The 17,756-nt window shown below is 41.6% G+C and carries 16 protein-coding genes; 7 read left to right on the top strand and 9 right to left on the bottom strand.

Going from position 1 to position 17,756, the window contains the following annotated elements:
- Positions 1-38: 38 nt before the first annotated feature.
- The 4 genes from QZ407_RS15785 to QZ407_RS15770 all read left to right on the top strand — a co-directional run bounded on the left by QZ407_RS15785 (position 39) and on the right by QZ407_RS15770 (position 7,463).
- On the top strand, positions 39-1,340 hold the full coding sequence (locus QZ407_RS15785) for an NAD(P)/FAD-dependent oxidoreductase (protein ID WP_295772794.1): 1,302 nt from the start codon (positions 39-41) through the stop codon (positions 1,338-1,340).
- Between the two features lie 238 nt (positions 1,341-1,578).
- On the top strand, positions 1,579-2,994 hold the full coding sequence (locus tag QZ407_RS15780; protein WP_295772792.1) for a TolC family protein: 1,416 nt from the start codon (positions 1,579-1,581) through the stop codon (positions 2,992-2,994).
- A gap of 21 nt (positions 2,995-3,015) precedes the next feature.
- Entirely contained in the window at positions 3,016-6,258 is a 3,243-nt protein-coding gene (locus QZ407_RS15775) for an efflux RND transporter permease subunit (protein ID WP_295772789.1), read from the top strand.
- A gap of 50 nt (positions 6,259-6,308) precedes the next feature.
- Positions 6,309-7,463 (top strand): efflux RND transporter periplasmic adaptor subunit, encoded by a 1,155-nt coding sequence (locus tag QZ407_RS15770; RefSeq protein WP_295772787.1) that lies wholly within the window; start codon positions 6,309-6,311, stop codon positions 7,461-7,463.
- Between the two features lie 100 nt (positions 7,464-7,563).
- On the opposite strand, the gene QZ407_RS15765 is transcribed toward QZ407_RS15770, so the two are convergent.
- The 9 genes from QZ407_RS15765 to QZ407_RS15725 all read right to left on the bottom strand — a co-directional run bounded on the left by QZ407_RS15765 (position 7,564) and on the right by QZ407_RS15725 (position 15,266).
- Entirely contained in the window at positions 7,564-7,848 is a 285-nt protein-coding gene (locus tag QZ407_RS15765; protein ID WP_157539369.1) for a hypothetical protein, read from the bottom strand.
- Positions 7,849-7,857: 9 nt separating this feature from the next.
- Entirely contained in the window at positions 7,858-8,784 is a 927-nt protein-coding gene (locus QZ407_RS15760) for an aspartate carbamoyltransferase catalytic subunit (RefSeq protein WP_295772784.1), read from the bottom strand.
- Positions 8,785-8,902: 118 nt separating this feature from the next.
- Positions 8,903-9,445 carry a bifunctional pyr operon transcriptional regulator/uracil phosphoribosyltransferase PyrR gene (gene pyrR / locus QZ407_RS15755; RefSeq protein ID WP_157539367.1) on the bottom strand — a complete coding sequence of 181 codons (543 nt, stop codon included), beginning with the start codon at positions 9,443-9,445 and terminating at the stop codon, positions 8,903-8,905.
- A 63-nt stretch (positions 9,446-9,508) separates the two neighbouring features.
- A complete protein-coding gene (locus tag QZ407_RS15750; RefSeq protein WP_295772782.1) occupies positions 9,509-10,408 on the bottom strand; it encodes a glycosyltransferase family 8 protein in 900 nt (299 codons plus the stop codon).
- Positions 10,409-10,508: 100 nt separating this feature from the next.
- On the bottom strand, positions 10,509-11,084 hold the full coding sequence (locus tag QZ407_RS15745; RefSeq protein ID WP_295772780.1) for a cupin domain-containing protein: 576 nt from the start codon (positions 11,082-11,084) through the stop codon (positions 10,509-10,511).
- 177 nt (positions 11,085-11,261) lie between these two features.
- Positions 11,262-13,208 (bottom strand): 30S ribosomal protein S1, encoded by a 1,947-nt coding sequence (rpsA, locus tag QZ407_RS15740; protein WP_157539364.1) that lies wholly within the window; start codon positions 13,206-13,208, stop codon positions 11,262-11,264.
- Positions 13,209-13,420: 212 nt separating this feature from the next.
- Positions 13,421-14,101, bottom strand: a complete 681-nt coding sequence (locus QZ407_RS15735; protein ID WP_295772778.1) for a hypothetical protein — start codon at positions 14,099-14,101, stop codon at positions 13,421-13,423.
- A gap of 72 nt (positions 14,102-14,173) precedes the next feature.
- The gene (locus tag QZ407_RS15730; protein WP_295772776.1) at positions 14,174-14,362 is read right to left on the bottom strand and encodes a hypothetical protein; all 189 of its coding nucleotides are present in this window, start codon (positions 14,360-14,362) and stop codon (positions 14,174-14,176) included.
- A gap of 76 nt (positions 14,363-14,438) precedes the next feature.
- Positions 14,439-15,266 (bottom strand): aminotransferase class IV, encoded by an 828-nt coding sequence (locus QZ407_RS15725; protein WP_295772774.1) that lies wholly within the window; start codon positions 15,264-15,266, stop codon positions 14,439-14,441.
- Between the two features lie 142 nt (positions 15,267-15,408).
- Here QZ407_RS15725 and tyrS point away from each other — a divergent pair, with 142 nt between their 5' ends.
- From tyrS to QZ407_RS15710, 3 genes are read left to right on the top strand one after another with little or no spacing between them, the layout of a single operon-like run.
- On the top strand, positions 15,409-16,695 hold the full coding sequence (gene tyrS, locus QZ407_RS15720; protein ID WP_295772772.1) for a tyrosine--tRNA ligase: 1,287 nt from the start codon (positions 15,409-15,411) through the stop codon (positions 16,693-16,695).
- 37 nt (positions 16,696-16,732) lie between these two features.
- Positions 16,733-17,227: an antitoxin Xre/MbcA/ParS toxin-binding domain-containing protein gene (locus tag QZ407_RS15715; protein WP_198171380.1), complete on the top strand. Its 495-nt coding sequence runs from the start codon at positions 16,733-16,735 to the stop codon at positions 17,225-17,227.
- A gap of 2 nt (positions 17,228-17,229) precedes the next feature.
- Positions 17,230-17,682 carry an RES family NAD+ phosphorylase gene (locus QZ407_RS15710; protein WP_295772768.1) on the top strand — a complete coding sequence of 151 codons (453 nt, stop codon included), beginning with the start codon at positions 17,230-17,232 and terminating at the stop codon, positions 17,680-17,682.
- Positions 17,683-17,756 lie beyond the last annotated feature (74 nt).

Below are 17,756 nucleotides of genomic sequence, written 5' to 3'. Positions count from 1 at the left end.
ACTTAAAAAAAATCCCTACATTGCGCCATCTACATTTTATGGAAAACACAGACGTGCTTATCATTGGAGCAGGTGCGGCGGGTTTAATGGCGGCTTATACTTTAAGTAAGGCTGGCAAAAAGGTTGTTGTACTTGAAGCCTGCAACCGCACCGGCGGGCGAATACATACGCTCCACAACACATCATTTTTTAATCATGCCGAATTGGGCGCCGAGTTTGTACATGGCGACTTGCCTGTTACTTCGAGTTTACTAAAAAAGGCTGGGCTTACTTATCACGCTGCTAGTGGGCAAATGTGGCATTACAGCAATGGGCAGTTTAAGCAAGACCAGAATATGACGGAGGGTTGGGATGAGCTTATTGAACAACTGCACAAGCTTGAGCACGACTTATCACTCAATGAATTCTTAAAACAATACTTCCCTGATGATTCACATCAAAAGCTATGTGAGTCGGTTAGGCGGTATGCAGCAGGGTATGACACAGCCGACCCAGAAAAGCTTAGTGCTTTTGCCATGCGCGATGAATGGGAAAGTGAAGATGATAGCGCACAATACCGTATTGATAATGGGTACTGTTCTCTTATTGACTATTTAAGCAAAGAGATTAAGCATTCAGATGGTCAAATATTCTTAAATGCGGCGGTCGACCAGGTTACATGGAAGCCTGGAAAGGTCAACGTAATAACCACTGATGGCGATGCTTACGAAGCCAAAAAAGTGATATTTGCTATTCCACTTGGTGTTTGGCAAGCCTCACCTAAGGCCAAAGGTAAAATTACAATACAGCCCGAAATCCCCAGCCATTTTGCCGCTTTACAAAAGCTGGGTTTTGGGGCTATAATTAAGGTACTCTTACAGTTTGATGAAGCTTTTTGGGAGCATGTTGACGTGAGTGCCTTTCACGGAGAAAAGCTTGGTGATACAATGTTTCTTTTTTCTGATGAAAAAATACCTACATGGTGGACTCAGTTACCTCAGCATTCATCGTTACTTACGGGTTGGTTAGGCGGGCCCGCCGCTGTAAAGCTTAGCGGTTACACAAATCAGCAAATAATGCATGAGGCCGTTGCTTCGATTGCACACATATTCAACTATGATGTTGAAGTGCTTAAGGAAAAACTCCTTACATGGCATGTAGCTAACTGGACAGCTGAACCATATGTATATGGTTCTTACGCTTATGATACCGTACATACAACAGAAAGCCTGGAGCTGCTGAATAAACCGGTTGATGGCACACTTTTTTTTGCCGGTGAATTTATGTATCAAGGCCCATCAATGGGAACCGTGGAAGCTGCATTAACAAGCGGGCTCAAAGTTGCAGAGCAGATGATTTGATGTGTTAACAACTTGCAAGTTATATGAGTGAGCGTTATATAATGCAATTTAACGATAGATTAGATATTGGTTAGCATCAGTTAAATTGTGTTTAAGCATAGATATAATGCTTGATTGTCATTTAAATGTCTTTGCCCGGCAACAATGGCTTTACAATAGCGTTTACGCATGTTTATCGTTTTATATTCTTTTTAAAACGGACTACATTTGCCTATCTCTATTGTAATTACCCTGCCTGATGTTTAGCAAAATATCAATTTATTTAAGCTTTTGTGCTGTAGGCTTAGTTGCTGCTTTGAATGTGAACGCCCAGGATATTGTGGCCTTAAGCATGAAAGAAGCTGTGGAACTGGGCGTAAATAATTATCCGGCTATAAAGGCAAAAAAAAATCAGCTTGGTTCATCAAAAGCTTATTTAAAAGAAACAAAAGCCGAATACTTACCTGACGTTAACTTCTCCGCTCAAAACTCATACGGTACCATTAATGGACAAAATGGCCCGCTGATTGGTTACCGTGGCCTGGCTGTTTCATCATCGGGGCCTGCATTGCCAAACCAAAGCTGGAATGCCGCATTTGGAGCGCTTTATCTTACCAACGTAAACTGGGACTTTTTTGCATTTGGCCGTGCAACAGAGCGCATAAAGGTTCAAAGGCAAATTGTTAACCGTGATGAAGCCGACTTAGGTCAGCAGGAGTTTCAGCACAAGGTTCGCATAGCTGCAGCCTACCTCAATGTGCTGGCCGGGCAACGCCTGGTTAAGGTACAGCAAGATAATCTTAACCGTACACAGGAAATACGAAAAGTAATAGTAGCGCGTGTTAAAAACGGGCTTAACCCGGGTGTTGATTCTTCATTAGCCAATACTGAGGTTTCCAACGCAAAAATTCAGCTTACCAACGCACAGCAGAATGAGCAGGAGCAGGTCAACCAACTTTCGCAATATCTGGGCTATGCAAACCCGCCTGCAGACTTTTCGCTCGATAGTACTTTTTTGGTGCGCAACCCCGTGATGCCCGATAAGCAGTCATCAGTTGCACAGGGAGCCCATCCGGTTTTGCAGTACTATAAAGACCGTATACAGGTAAGTGATGAGCAGGCAAGGTATCAGAAAACCTTTGCCCTGCCTACCTTTTCATTCGTGGGTACGTTTCAGGGCAGGGGTTCGGGCTTTACGCTTGCTCCGGCTATCAACACTCCGGTTGCTCACACAGGCAGTTATATTGATGCCATTAATCCAACACGCTATAACTATTTGGTGGGTATAGCAACGTCATGGAATTTCAGCAGCCTGTTTCGTACAAAATATCAGGTGCAATCGCAAAGGTTAATTTCGAGGCAATACCAGGACGAGTATGACTTAGTTGACCAGCAGCTTCGCAACCAACAGGTACTTGCCAATACGCGTATAAGCAACGCACTGAAGAACGCGGCCGAAGCACCGGGACAAATACGCTCGGCAAATGAAGCATATTTGCAAAAAACAACACTGTATAAAAATGGCTTAGCCACCATAACAGATTTTCAGCAGGCACTATATACTCTTTACCGGGCCGAAACCAGCAACTATATTGCTTATAACAATGTTTGGCAGGCGCTGCTATTCAAGGCTGCCTCAACCGGCGATTTTGACGTTTTTATAAATAACTTTTAAGCTAACATCTGCAACACATAAATGGGACTAATAAGATTTGCACTTCGTAAACCCATCACCATACTTGTATTAGTTGCCGGCCTGTTCTTTTTTGGGCTAAACGCTATACGCAGTATCAAAATTGACATTTTCCCCGACTTAAATTTGCCGGTGATTTATGTGTCGCATCCGTATGGTGGTTACACACCTACACAAATGGAGTCGTACTTCGGCAAGCAGTATGTAAACTTGTTGCTTTATGTGTCGGGCGTTAAAAGCATCGAAACGCGTAATATTCAAGGCTTAACGCTTATTAAATTATCGTTTTACGAAGGCACTAACATGGCGCAGGCCGCAGCCGAGGTATCAGCTTATACCAACCGTGCTCAGGCTATCTTTCCGCCCGGTTCGCAGCCGCCGTTTATTTTGCGTTTTGATGCCTCTACCTTACCGGTTGGTCAGTTAGTTTTAACAAGCCCTAAGCGTACCAATAATGAGTTGCTTGATTTGGCTAACGTTTACGTGCGTTCATCATTTACATCCGTTCCGGGTCTAGTATCTCCGGCACCTTTTGGTGGTAACACGCGTACCGTTGTTGTAAAGGTAGATCCTACTTTGCTGCGTTCGCACAACTTAACGCCCGACCAAATTGTTACCTCCATCCGAGAAAATAACCTCAACTCACCTGCAGGAAATGTTCGCATAGGTGATTACAATTATCTCACACCGGCTAATACTTCCATGAAAGCCGTAAAAGATTTTGGTGATATTCCGCTTTACCGTAATAACATACAAACCGTATTTTTAAAAGATGTAGCCACCGTGGAAGATGGTGCCGACATTACCAGCAGTTATGCATTGGTTAACGGCAAACGTTCGGTTTATTTACCCATAACCAAATCTGCCGATGCCTCTACCTGGGAAGTGGTGCAGAACCTAAAAAAAGCTATTCCGCGTTTTCAGGCATTGTTACCCGAGGATGTGCAGCTTTCATACGTGTTTGATCAATCAACCTACGTAATTAATGCTGTTAAAAGTTTAGCCGAGGAAGGCGCAATAGGCGCTATACTAACTGGCTTAATGGTTTTATTGTTTTTGGGCGACAGGAGAGGCGCGCTTATCGTTATCCTTACTATACCAGCATCTATTGTGTCGGGTATATTGTTTTTAAAGCTATTTGGTCAAACCATTAACATTATGACCTTGAGTGGCTTGTCGCTCGCCATAGGTATTTTGGTAGATGAATCAACCGTTACCATTGAAAACATACACCAGCATTTTGCCATGGGTAAACCCAAGGCGTTGGCTATATGGGATGCCTGTAAGGAAATCGCTTTCCCCAAGCTGCTCATCCTGTTTTGTATTTTGGCCGTATTTGCACCGGCTTTCACCATGACGGGTATTCCGGGTGCGTTGTTCCTGCCCCTTGCGCTGGCCATTGGCTTTTCCATGATTACATCGTACTTTTTAGCGCAAACATTTGTGCCCATAATGGCCAACTGGTTAATGAAAAACGATCATGAAAACGCAGCATATAGCCGTGGTGAAGAAGACGAACATGAAATGAAAAAAGCCTCGGCAAGGCATGCCTTGCAGGAGCATGGAACTAAAGAAAGCAAATTTGATAAATTCAGGCATTGGTTTATGCGTTGTATGGATGCCATGCTGCCCAAAAGCAAGTGGATTGTGAGCATTTACATCGTAGTGGCTGGTGGTTTAGCTGTACTTATGTTTAACATCATTGGCCGTGATGTATTGCCTAAGGTTGAATCAGGCACGTTTCAAATGCGTTTACGCTTGCCCGATGGCACCCGTTTAGAACGTACAGAAATGGCAACCGTGGAAGCGCTTAAAATATTAAGTAAGGTTGTTGGTAAAGATAAAATAGCGGTAACGTCGGCTTTTGTAGGTCAGCACCCTTCACAGTTCTCAACCAGCCCCATTTACCTGTTTATGGCCGGGCCGCAGGAAGCTGTAATTCAAGCTGCATTGACCGAAGAGTATGAAGGTTCGCTTGACGATCTTAAAGAAAAGTTGCGGCGTGAGGTTAAAAGGAGTATTCCAAACGCTAAAGTATCTTTTGAGCCAATTGACCTTACCGACAAAATTTTAAGCCAGGGGTCGCCAACACCTGTTGAGGTGGCTATTACCAGCAAGAACAAAAAGCAAAATGTGGCGTACGCTTATAAAGTGCTCCGCGAGTTAAAAAAAATAAAGTACCTGCGTGATGTGCAAATTGCGCAATCATTTAAGTATCCAGCAATAAACATAAATATTGACAGGGCGCGTGCTGCACAATTGGGAATTGGGGTTGGTGAAATATCACGCTCTTTGACTGCCTCTACGTCATCATCACGCTTTACCGAAAAGAACGTTTGGCTCGACGAAAAAGTAGGCTTAAGTTACAACGTGCAGGTTCAGGTACCTGAATACCAAATGGCCAGTGTAAATGATATTAAGGAAATTCCGGTTATGGCTAACCAGCGCCGACCAGTTTTGAGTGACGTTGCAACCGTTAAAATAGATACTACATATGGTGAAAATGATAACATTGGTGCAATCCCTACGCTATCGGTAACGGCAAACCTTGATAATAAAGATTTGGGCAGTGCCTTAGGTGACGTAAAGGAAGTGATAACAAACCTGGGCGAATTGCCACGCGGTTTAACCATTGAACCACGCGGTTTAGGTCAAACCCTCGATGATACTTTAGGTAGTTTACAAAACGGCTTGTTGGTTGCTATTGTGGTGATTTTTTTAATGCTTACCGCCAACTTCCAGTCCTTTAAAGTTTCACTGGTGGTACTTTCAACCGTTCCGGCGGTTATATTAGGCTCTTTATTGCTGGTTTGGGGTACTGGAGCTACGCTTAATCTTCAATCATACATGGGTATGATTATGGCCGTTGGTGTGGCTATTTCCAACTCGGTGTTGTTGATTACTAACGCTGAGGAGCTACGTATGGTTAATGGCAATGCCTTAAAATCAGCCCGTGAATCAGTGGCATTGAGGTTACGCCCAATTTTAATGACCAGTTTAGCCATGATTGTAGGTATGATACCTATGGCATCGGGGCTTGGCGAGGGCGGCGATCAAACATCACCCTTAGGACGTGCGGTTATAGGCGGACTTATTTTTTCAACCTTTGCCTCGCTAATCATACTTCCGCTGGTATTTGCCTGGGTTCAAGGAAAAACCACTACACAGTCTGTATCACTCGACCCTGAAGATTCAGAAAGCAAATATTACGTGCCAGAATATGTACCAGCACGTGATGCCGAATAAAATGAGCTGCTGAATTATTAATAGATAAATTGCTACTGTATAAATACAAAATGAAAAACCTACGAAGCCAAATTGTTGCACCAGTGTTAATGTTAAGTTTAGCCGGTGTTTTGAGCTTAAGCGCCTGTCACAATGAAAAGAAAGCAAATGCAGCGGAAGAGCAAAGTGAAAACGGTGTGCCTCCGGTAGAAACTGTTGTTTTAGAGAAAAGCAAAATGATGTCTTCTTTACAAGTACCGGGCGAACTTACGCCTTATCAGCAGGTAAGTATTTATGCCAAATTAAACAGCTACGTAAAAAAATATCTGGTTGATGTGGGTTCGGAAGTGCGCAAAGGACAGCTGATGATTATTTTGGAAGCACCTGAAATTAATTCGCAATTGGCATCGGCACGTGCGCGTGTTAAGCAGCAGGAAGCAGTATACCTGGCAAGTAAGGCAAATTATGATCGTTTGGTAAACACGGCTAAAACCCCGGGCACCATTGCACAAAACGATATTGACCTGGCCAATGCACGTCAAAAGTCAGACTATGCTAACGTTGAGGCTGCTAAGGCAGGTTTACAGGAGGTTAGCCAAAACTTGCAATACCTGCAAATACGTGCGCCGTTTGACGGCGTTGTAAGCGAGCGTAATGCCAGCATGGGCGCCTATGTTGGCCCAAATGGGAAAGGGTCTGATTTGCCTTTATTTATAGTTCAGCAGCAAAAGAAATTGCGTTTGGTAATATCGGTGCCTGAAATGAGTACGGGTGCTTTAACAGGTCAGGAAGAAGTTAGCTTTACAGTGCGTGCTCTGCCCGAAAAGGAATTTACCGCCAAGGTAAAACGTGCTGCCGGTGCGCTAGATGCCCGGTTGAGATCAGAGAGATTAGAGACGGATGTGGAAAATCCGAAAAAGGTTCTTTTACCGGGTATGTATGCCGAGGTGAGTATTCCTTTAAAGTCAAAAGACAGTTCATTTGTTGTTCCTAAAACAGCCCTGGTACAATCAACCGAAAAAATGTTTGTAATACGGGTAGCAGGAAATCATAAAGCCGAATGGGTTGATGTGCAAAAAGGACTGCAAAGCAAAGATGGGGTGCAGGTGTACAGCAAAAATCTTAAAGCGGGCGATAAAATTATTCTTGCAGCCACAGATGAAATACGCGACGGTGGTACGGTTGATGACAAAGCGGCTGCAAATAAGGAAGAAACGACTAATTAGTTAGCTAAAACTTTAAACTAATTATTCTTAACTAGTTATAAAAAGATTGCCATGTAACTAAGGCGTTGCCGGGGGGAGTTCTAGTGATTTTATTCAGCAATTATAGCTTTTCCAGCTTTTCAAGCAAATCTCTTGAGCCTATGGTACCAATTACTTCGTCGTTTAAGTAAACGGTAATTGTGCCTTTCTTTTTGCTGAGCCGTAGGCGGCCCTTAAAAAGGTGTTCCTCGTTATTATATAAAAAATCAAGCAGTGGGTTTAACCCTTCCTTGCGGCAAACGAGTTCTTTGCCCATTTGCTTTACAATAAGCTTAAGCCGGCTGGCTTTCTCCTTTTCCGGCTCAATTTTTAAGACGTAGTTGTTCAGCAGTTGGAATGTTATCATACCCTGTAATTATGCTCCTGATTGCCCTGCTAATAAGTATAATACGGCCATGCGTACAGCAACACCATTTTCAACCTGGTCTAATATAAGCGATTGCTTGCTATCTGCCACGTCGCTGGTAATTTCAACGCCGCGGTTAATAGGGCCCGGGTGCATTACCAGTATCTCTTTATTAAGGCTATCCAGTATCTGCTTATCAAGACCATATAGCATAGTGTACTCACGTAGTGACGGAAAGTATTTGATATCCTGACGTTCCAATTGTATACGCAGCATGTTGGCTACATCGCACCAGTTAAGCGCTTTCCTTAAATCATGCTCAACCTTAACACCTAATGAACCTATGTATTTTGGTATAAGCGTTGTAGGGCCGCACACCATTACCTCGGCACCTAATTGTTTAAGGCATAATATGTTTGAAAGGGCAACACGTGAGTGCAAAATATCGCCCACTATAACTATTTTTTTACCTTCAACATCACCGAGTTTTTCGCGTATTGAAAAAGCATCTAACAATGCCTGTGTAGGATGCTCGTGAGCGCCGTCGCCGGCATTCACAATTTGGGCTTTAACATGTTTTGACAGAAATACACCCGCACCGGCGTAGGGATGGCGCATAACAACCATATCCACCTTCATGGCCAGTATGTTGTTTACCGTGTCAATCAAGGTTTCTCCCTTGCTTACTGATGAGGATGAGGCCGCAAAGTTCAGCGTATCGGCCGAAAGACGACGCTCTGCCAATTCAAACGATAAACGCGTACGGGTAGAATTTTCAAAGAAGATATTGGCTATGGTAACATCACGTAGTGACGGCACTTTCTTTATAGGGCGGTTTATTACATCTTTAAACGTATCGGCCGTGTTAAAAATCAGCTCAATATCGTTGCGGTTTAAATCTTTAATGCCTAATAAATGTCGTGTGCTTAGTCCCATTTTTATTTTCGGATATCGAGTGTTCGATTTCGGATTTATATTTAGCCGGCACTTGAAGTGCCTTAAGTCTTGTTGTTTTGAGAGAAGATTACCTTCAGATTTCGAAATCTGACATCATTTATAACTCTTCGGATAGTAACACTATCTTGTCTTCGCCATCGGTTTCTTTCCAGCTTACAACAACCTTTTGTGATGCAATGGAATCCACCTCAATGCCGGTATAGTCAGCAGTTACAGGTATGTGTCTTGAATACCTACGGTCAACCAGGGTGAGCAATTCAACCTTACCCGGGCGGCCAAAGGCCAGCATGGCGTCCATGGCTGCCCTAATGGTACGGCCTGTCCAAAGCACGTCATCCATCAACACTACATTCTTACCTTCAATAATAAAATCTATTTTAGTTTGATTAGGTACCAGCGGGCCTTCACGCCTGCGAAAATCATCGCGGTAAAAGGTAATATCCAAATCGCCCTGAAGAATTGGCTTGTTCAAAATCTTACGCAATTCATCGGCAACCCTGCGGGCCAGGTAAATTCCCCTTGGCTGAATACCGATTAAAATAGCGTTTGAAAAGTCGTTATGATTTTCTATCAGTTGCCTGCAAAGGCGCTGAATGGTAATTTGAAACTTAGGGCCATCAAGCAACGTCAAATTCTGCATCGTTGAAGTAGATTTGGGCAAAGGTAAAAAAAATGATAAGCAATTAGGTAATTGATTATGCGCTTATGACAGATACTTGTATATCATAAAACGAATTACCCTGAAAATCCGCCAGCTACGTGGAATATCAGGAGGTATATAATTTGCAAAAGGCGTTTTTACCAGGTAATGGTAATACAGTTTTTTAAGCGGATGTTGGTTATGAAACAACCATGGCTTATTAGGACCTGCCCCGGTAAAATGAACAATCGTTTGATTAGTGGCGACTTCTGTAAACCCTGCATTACAATTTTGTTCAAAGTGCCAGGATTGCGCGTTGTACTTTGGTTCCAGAACATAAAAGTCGCCTTTGATGACGCCGTTGAATGCATCCTGATCCCAAAATTCACATAATTGCGGGAAGTTGGCTATAAATTCTGATAATTTTTGTGTTAGCTTATGTTGCCTGAAATAAACCAGGTTCATTAACATTACACCTGAGTTGAAATAATATGACGTTGGAGGTATGCCAAGCGTTGCCTTTTTCTCCTCACTCATACTATCCGGAATGGCAGCCAAAGCGCAGGCCGATATATCTAATTGCAGGAGCGGACTTATATCTCCGTTAATGACTAAATCGGTGTCTAGAAACAGCACCTGTTTTTCTTCCGGTAGCAAGTATGGTAACCATATCCTGAAAAATGCTGCTTCGGACACATGATCATTTTCTTTGATAGGTAACAGCGGTAAAACCGCTTTATCAAACTCAATAAACTCTAATTTGATTTGACTACCGGCAAAATGCTTTTTAAGGAGTTGCCTGTTATTTTCTTTAAGATTGTTGTATATACAATATACCTTAACATCGTTGTGCAGAAAAGTATTTAGTGACTGCAACATAACGCAGGCATGCTGCATGTAGTTATCATCAAACGTAACGGCTATAGAATGTGTGTTCAAAGGCTTACTAACCAAATTGGGCATTGGTTGCAAAAGTATGCATTAGCTGCAATAATGAGAATAATTAATAACATACAACACGCTGTGCCTTAACCGGTCATGTTGTATGTTATCATATAAACATTTACCGGCCGGTATTGGTTGCTAATTGTTTGTAAGGCAATTCGGCGGTGTAGCCTTTTAAGCGGCCTATGGTAGCCATCACTTTGAAAGCTGCTTTTTTAAGTAGTGTCCATTTGCCGGCTACTACGTACATGTCTGAATAATGATCAAGCATAACGGCAAGGTGCAATAAATTTGGACCATTTGCCGAATCGTTGTGCTTTGCCTGCGCAAACGCGCATGTAGTTCTGTACAGCTGTTCTGTTTTTAGAGCAGGTCTGATTTCAGTAATTAGAGTGAGTTCCTGAGTTGTACTTGCGTTCCACCATTGGTGGGCATCGCCCGGTTTTATAACGAGCATTTCGCCGGCATCATACCGAACTTTCTTACCGTTTACCACAGCAATCATACTTCCCGATTCAACGGTTATAATTTCTGTTTGTGACGGGTGTATGTGTACAAAGCCGCTTTTCTTTTTGCTTTCGGCATTAGCCACACATTTAAAACGCACGTATTCGCCGCCGGTATCTTGAGCGCTGTGTAACACATGAAACGTTTTTTGGGTTAGGGGGTTGTAGAGTTTTGTCCCTGTAGGCATAGTATATTCTTATAATAGTAAATGTGTTAAGGCGTGGTAAAATTACGCATTTACTGAGTTAAAGTTTATTATAATACGATTAAAAAGCGCTTACTGATACAACATACAGCAAAAAAAATACCAAAAAAAAGCCTGTGCTTTGAGGCACAGGCTTTTATAAAAGGGAGAATTTAATGACTATTTAGAATCCTCGTTAGATTTGCGTGCTTTGTTTTCAGCACCTTCCATCTGCTCTTTTAATTGAGCTAATACGCTCAGGTCGCCAAGGGTTGATTTCTCAACAGATTCTTTTACTTTTTTAACAGCGCTGTTAGCAGCTTTCGCTTCTTTTTTGCGGTTTTCAAAGTCTTGAACTCTGGCTTCTGCACGTACATCTTCCCAAATACGAGAGTGAGATATAACGATACGCTTGTTGTCTTTTCCAAACTCAATGATTTTGAATTCAGCAGTTTCTTCAGCTTTTAAAGATTTGCCGTCTTCTTTCACTAAGTGTTTGGTAGGAGCAAAGCCTTCAACACCGTAAGGAAGAGCTACAACAGCACCTTTATCAGTTACTTTTAATACAGTACCTTCATGAACTGAATCTACAGTGAAGATTGTTTCAAAAGTATCCCAAGGGTTTTCTTCCAGTTGTTTGTGGCCTAAGCTTAATTTACGGTTCTCAACATCAAGTTCTAAAACAACCACGTCTAATTTTTCGCCTACTTTAGTAAACTCGTTAGGGTGATTTACTTTTTTAGACCATGAAAGGTCAGAGATGTGAATTAAGCCGTCAATTCCGTCTTCCAGTTCAACAAACACACCAAAGTTGGTCATGTTTTTAACTGTAGCAACGTGCTGAGTACCTACAGAGTAACGCTCAGCAGCATTTTGCCATGGATCAGGAGTTAATTGTTTAATACCTAAGCTCATTTTGCGCTCCTCGCGGTCTAAAGTTAAAACCTGAGCTTCAACTTCGTCACCAACTTTAAGGAATTCCTGAGGGTTACGCAGGTTTTGTGACCATGACATTTCTGATACGTGGATCAAACCTTCAACACCTGGAGTGATTTCAAGGAATGCGCCGTAATCAGCAACGGTAACAATTTTACCTTTTACTTTAGAACCTACCTGGATAGCTTCGTCAAGATTTTGCCAAGGATGCGGGGTTAATTGTTTTAAGCCCAGAGCAATACGTTTTTTCTCGTCATCAAAGTCAAGAACAACAACGTTGATCTTCTGATCCAATGCCAATACTTCTTTCGGATGCTCAATACGGCCCCAGGAGATATCAGTAATGTGAAGTAAGCCGTCTACACCACCAAGGTCGATGAATACACCGAAATCAGTAATGTTTTTAACGGTACCTTCCAATACCTGGCCTTTTTCAAGGCGGGCAACAATTTCAATTTTTTGGTTTTCTAAATCGTCTTCAATCAACACTTTGTGTGATACCACTACGTTTTTAAACTCGTGGTTGATTTTAACAACTTTGAACTCCATAGTTTTACCAACGTACACATCGTAATCGCGAATAGGCTTGATATCGATTTGTGAACCTGGTAAGAAGGCTTCAACGCCCATTATATCAACAATTAAACCACCTTTAGTACGGCTCTTAACAAAGCCTGTGATGATTTCGTCGTTAGTTAATGCATCATTAATGCGCTCCCATGATTTTTGTGTTTTAGCACGTTTGCGTGAAAGTACCAACTGACCGTTAGCATCTTCCTGCGACTCAACGAATACGTCAACAGCATCCCCGATTTTCAAATCAGGCATATCACGGAATTCAGACAATGATACCATACCATCAGATTTGAAACCGATGTTTAATACCACGTCTTTGTTATTGATGTTTACTACAGTACCGGTGATGATTTCGCCCTGGTTAATTGAGTTAAAAGTACCATCGTACATTTGCTCAAATTTTTCGCGCTCAGCATCGCTGTAATTACCAAATTTTTTGTCGTCTGCATCCCAGTCAAAGTCTGCCTGTGCTGCTGCGATTTTTGATTTGATTTCATCAATAGAAATTGAATCAGCTTCTGACTCAATGTTTTCTTTCTCTTTTACAGAACCAACTGTCTCCAGCTCAGCCTGTTTAGATTTCAATTCTTTTTCTGCTTCTTGTTTTTTTGCCATTAAATAAATTGTCTCCTTTTCCCAAATCAATTGGGACTGCAAAGGTAGATATATTTTTCTTTTATAAAAAAATAAAATATGCTGATATTGAACTAAATGTGTTTTTTATTTCCACATTAATAGTGGTTTTATCGCAGCACAAACAAGGCGTTATTAATGAGACGAAGTGGGAAAACCTTTTTTAATTAGGTCTCAAGGGTCGAAAGTACTGTTTACTGCGTAGGAGAATCATTTATCAAGGTGTCTACTTCATCAAACACCGATAAAAATTCAGGCAATAGTGATTCCCGATAACTGATGATAACCTGGTTTATGGCTTCTTCCTGCTCTGGTAAAAACGGATTGTTCCAAATACGCATGCAAATGCGTTTAAGTGCATACGCTACTTTTTCGGTTTGAGCGTATGTGTGAAGATATCTATCAGTTTTAAACCTCTTAAAGAATTGAAGAAATACTTCAGGGTTTTTGAAATCGCTTATCATCAAAAACTCTCTGATTGCATCATCATTGCAGTTTTGCAAATGATCATAAAAGTTGCTGGCCGAAATTTGCTGAGTGGTGAGGAGGAGATTGTCGAGGATGAGCTCAAGGGCAATGTGCCCTAAAAAAAACGGTTTAACGGGCGATCCCGTGATGGCCGGTCGGAGGTGTAATTTTAACTGGTGCGAATGGTGTTTAAAAAACTCCGAATTATGAAAATGCCTGTCAACCTCTAAATGTTTTATCCAGCCATCATACAGGTAACGTGTTGGCGCATTTGGATAGGAGTGCTTCTCGGGATGCAGCATTGCTGATTTATCAGCATTTTTGAGCAAGTCTGGCAGCACTGTACCCAATACATGGTAACAGTTTGCATTATTGCGGTCAAAATAAAAATGCGACAAAAAATTCATATGCAGAGTGTATTGCAAAATACACCAAATTTTGCATAAGTGGAAATTTTTGTCGCTTAGATTAAATGCCTTTTAACGTTTGTGCTGATACTGCGTAACAACGTGAGCCGGCTTTTTATATTTGATGGCGGCATCGGCACGGTTATCACATTTACCTAGTAAGGTGTATATAACAATAAATATTACAACGGTTGATAAACATCCGCCACCTAATTTTTTTGCGCCCCAACCGGCTATTAATGCTTTGAAGAAACTGTTCATATATTAGTGATTTTGCTCATATAACTCTTACAAACACATTTGGTTTGACATAGATCTCTATAATGCCTTAACAAAGTTACCATTCTGCGTTATTTGCAATTACTACCGCGAGTTGTTTTGATAGCGCAGTAGTTATTTCACCCGCCTTGCCGTTGCCTATTAAATGTTGGTTTATTTGAGCTACCGGTAAAATATTTTTGGTTGTACTGGTTATGAAGGCTTCTTTACAATTGAAAACGTCATCTAAAGAAATGTCCTGTTCTCTGATTGTGAAACCTGTGTTGGCAAGACTAAGAACTTGTTTGCGTATAATCCCTTTCAAAACGTCTGTTGCTGTTGTAAGTATTTCGTTGTTTTGAGTTACAATAAAAAAATTAGCGCGCGGGCACTCGCGCACTATGTTGTTGTGATGATATAATATATCGTTTGCACCTTGTTCGCGCATATAAGGCTGCAGCCATATGGCCATTTGGTAGTCAATAGTTTTAGCCTGAGAAAACTGACGCTGGTGCGAATAGGTAGCAAGCTTTATGCCTTCAATATTTAAAGGTTTAACCTTAATAGCTTGCTGCGTAATAATTATGTTGCTTTTTGCAAGGGTGTAGCCATCTTCTGCGTATCCGCCGGTTAAAGTAATACGTATACCCGAATTAGGTAGGTTATTCTTCTTCATTAACTCGCGTATCAAAATTTTAAGTTCATCACGCGTGTGAATCATCTCAAGGTGCATAAAACGGGCCGACCGGTAAAAGCGATCAAGGTGGTCATCAATGAAAACCGGCTTACCATTTTCCGTTTTGAAAAAATCAAATATGGCATAGCCGCGATGTATGGCCAGGTCGCTTACGTGTAGTTGAGCCTCATGCGCCGGAATAAACTGATCATTAATTACGGTGTATAACATGGTGGATAGTTATTTAGATAACTGAACACGGTAAAGTTAAGCGTGTTTCAAATTAGATACCGCTTCTTGGCTGCAACTGTTGTAAATGGTTTCTTTTACAGGTATTATTTTATATTTGCCCACTTAAAATAATTGTACTAAAATGAGTTTTGTTGAAGAATTACGCTGGCGGGGTATGTTGCATGATATTATGCCCGGAACCGAAGATTTACTGAATAAAGGTATGGTATCGGGCTATATCGGGTTCGATCCAACGGCCGATTCGCTGCACGTAGGTCACTTAACGCAAATCATGACCTTGATTCATTTTCAACAGGCTGGTCACAAACCTTATGCACTTGTGGGTGGTGCCACCGGTATGGTGGGCGATCCTTCGCACAAGTCGCAGGAACGTAATTTATTGTCTGAGGATGCGCTGCAGCGTAATCTTGATGGCATTAAAAAGCAGTTGGAGAAATTTTTAGATTTTGGCGCCGATGCTGCCAACGGAGCCCGCATGGTTAATAATTATGACTGGTTTAAAGAGTTTTCGTTTTTAGGCTTTATACGTGATGTAGGTAAGCATATTACGGTTAATTACATGATGGCCAAAGATTCGGTTAAAAACCGTTTAACTGGCGATACTGGCATGTCATTTACTGAATTTAGTTACCAGTTGCTACAGGGATACGATTTTTACTACTTGTGGAAACATGAAAACTGTGCTATACAAATGGGCGGCAGCGATCAGTGGGGCAACATTGTAACCGGTACCGAACTTATACGCCGTATGGAAGGCGGTGAAGGCTTTGCGCTTACCACTCAGCTAATTAAAAAGGCCGATGGTACTAAGTTTGGCAAAACTGAAAGCGGAGCTGTGTGGCTTGATCCGGAGCGCACATCACCTTACCAGTTTTACCAGTTTTGGCTAAATGCCAGCGACGATGATGTGAAAAAATTCATTCGCATTTTTACGCTTTTAGATAGGCAAACCATTGAAGCTTTAGAAGCTGAGCATGATGGTGCGCCTCATCAGCGGGCTTTGCAAAAAGCATTAGCTAAAGATATTACTACTCGTGTGCATGGTGAAGCGGCTTACAACAAAGCCATCCAATCATCAGAGTTTTTGTTTGGCAATACCGGAATAGAGTTTTTAAATGAACTCACCGACGCTGAAGTTAAGGGCATTTTTGAAGGGGTTGCTAATTATACCATTAACAAAGCCGACTTAAAGGAAGGTATCAATGTTCAGGATTTACTGGCAGTGCAAACCAGTGTGTTTCCGTCAAAAGGTGAAGCTAAAAAAATGATACAGGGTGGGGGAGCCGCCATAAATAAAGCAAAAATTCCCGCCCCCGATACAGTATACACCACTGAGAACTTGATAAACGACAAGTTTTTGGTAGTGCAAAAGGGTAAGAAAAACTACTTTTTAATAATTGCAGAATAATTTGCTAATGCGACAAATGTGTTTTATATTTGGATAAATGTCGTATAGTAAAAAACATATTGATAAAAATGAGGTTCATGAACCAATGGCTGCTTATATAACCACTGATAGTGTAACCTCATTTTATAGTTTGCTTACCGGCGTTAATCCGGGTAAAGCATCTTCTGATTTTGATGTTTTGCGTTTAGCCCGCCAGGGCTTACCTAAAAAGGTTTTAACTACGTTGGCTCAAAAAATTTCCTTAACACTACAAGAGCTTGCCGGTATTATGCACATCAACGAGCGCACATTACAGCGTTACGATGATGATACTGTTGTAAAAACCGAGTATGCCGAAAAGGCAGTTGAGCTTGCGCGCTTGTACACACGTGGCCAGGAAGTTTTTGGCTCTATGGATAAATTTAAACGTTGGATGAAAACTCCCAGCCACGTATTTAAAGGTGAAGCACCTGTATCACTTCTTGATACTTCTATAGGCTTTGATTTGGTTTTGCGCGAGTTAGGGCGTATTGAGCATGGTGTTTTTGCATAGCCATGTTGCTTTATCGAATATCAAAATGCACTTACATTGATGATTTGAGCGGTACAGGTGCCCGCCTGTACGGAGGACGTTGGAATAATATAGGTCGTGCAATGGTTTATACGGCCTCGTCACGCTCCCTTGCCGTTTTGGAAGTTTTAGTGCATCTGCCACCAACATTAATACCGGATAATTTCTGTCAGATAACTTTAGATGTGCCTGATGATATAGAAGTTTTGGATATGGATGCACTGCCTGAAAACTGGCAGGATTATCCTGAACCATCGTCGCTTAAATCATTGGGCGATGCATTCCTGAAAACAAATAAACACCTTCTTTTAAAAGTTCCGTCAGCCATTGTTAAAGAAGAGTTCAATTATCTTATCAATCCTTTACATCCTAAAGCGAGGCATATAAAAATTGTAGATCAAAAGAATTTTACTTTTGATGAAAGGTTGATAGGATAGTTCAGGTTCTATTTACTTTTTGTTACTACTAAAAGCAACAAACCATGTCGGTTCCCTTCTACAACTAGCGTCAG

The sequence above is a fragment of the uncultured Mucilaginibacter sp. genome, assembly GCF_913773635.1.
GTDB lineage: Bacteria > Bacteroidota > Bacteroidia > Sphingobacteriales > Sphingobacteriaceae > Mucilaginibacter.
The sequence above is the reverse complement of the archived record's forward strand: the minus strand, read 5'-3'. Positions and strand labels throughout refer to the sequence as shown.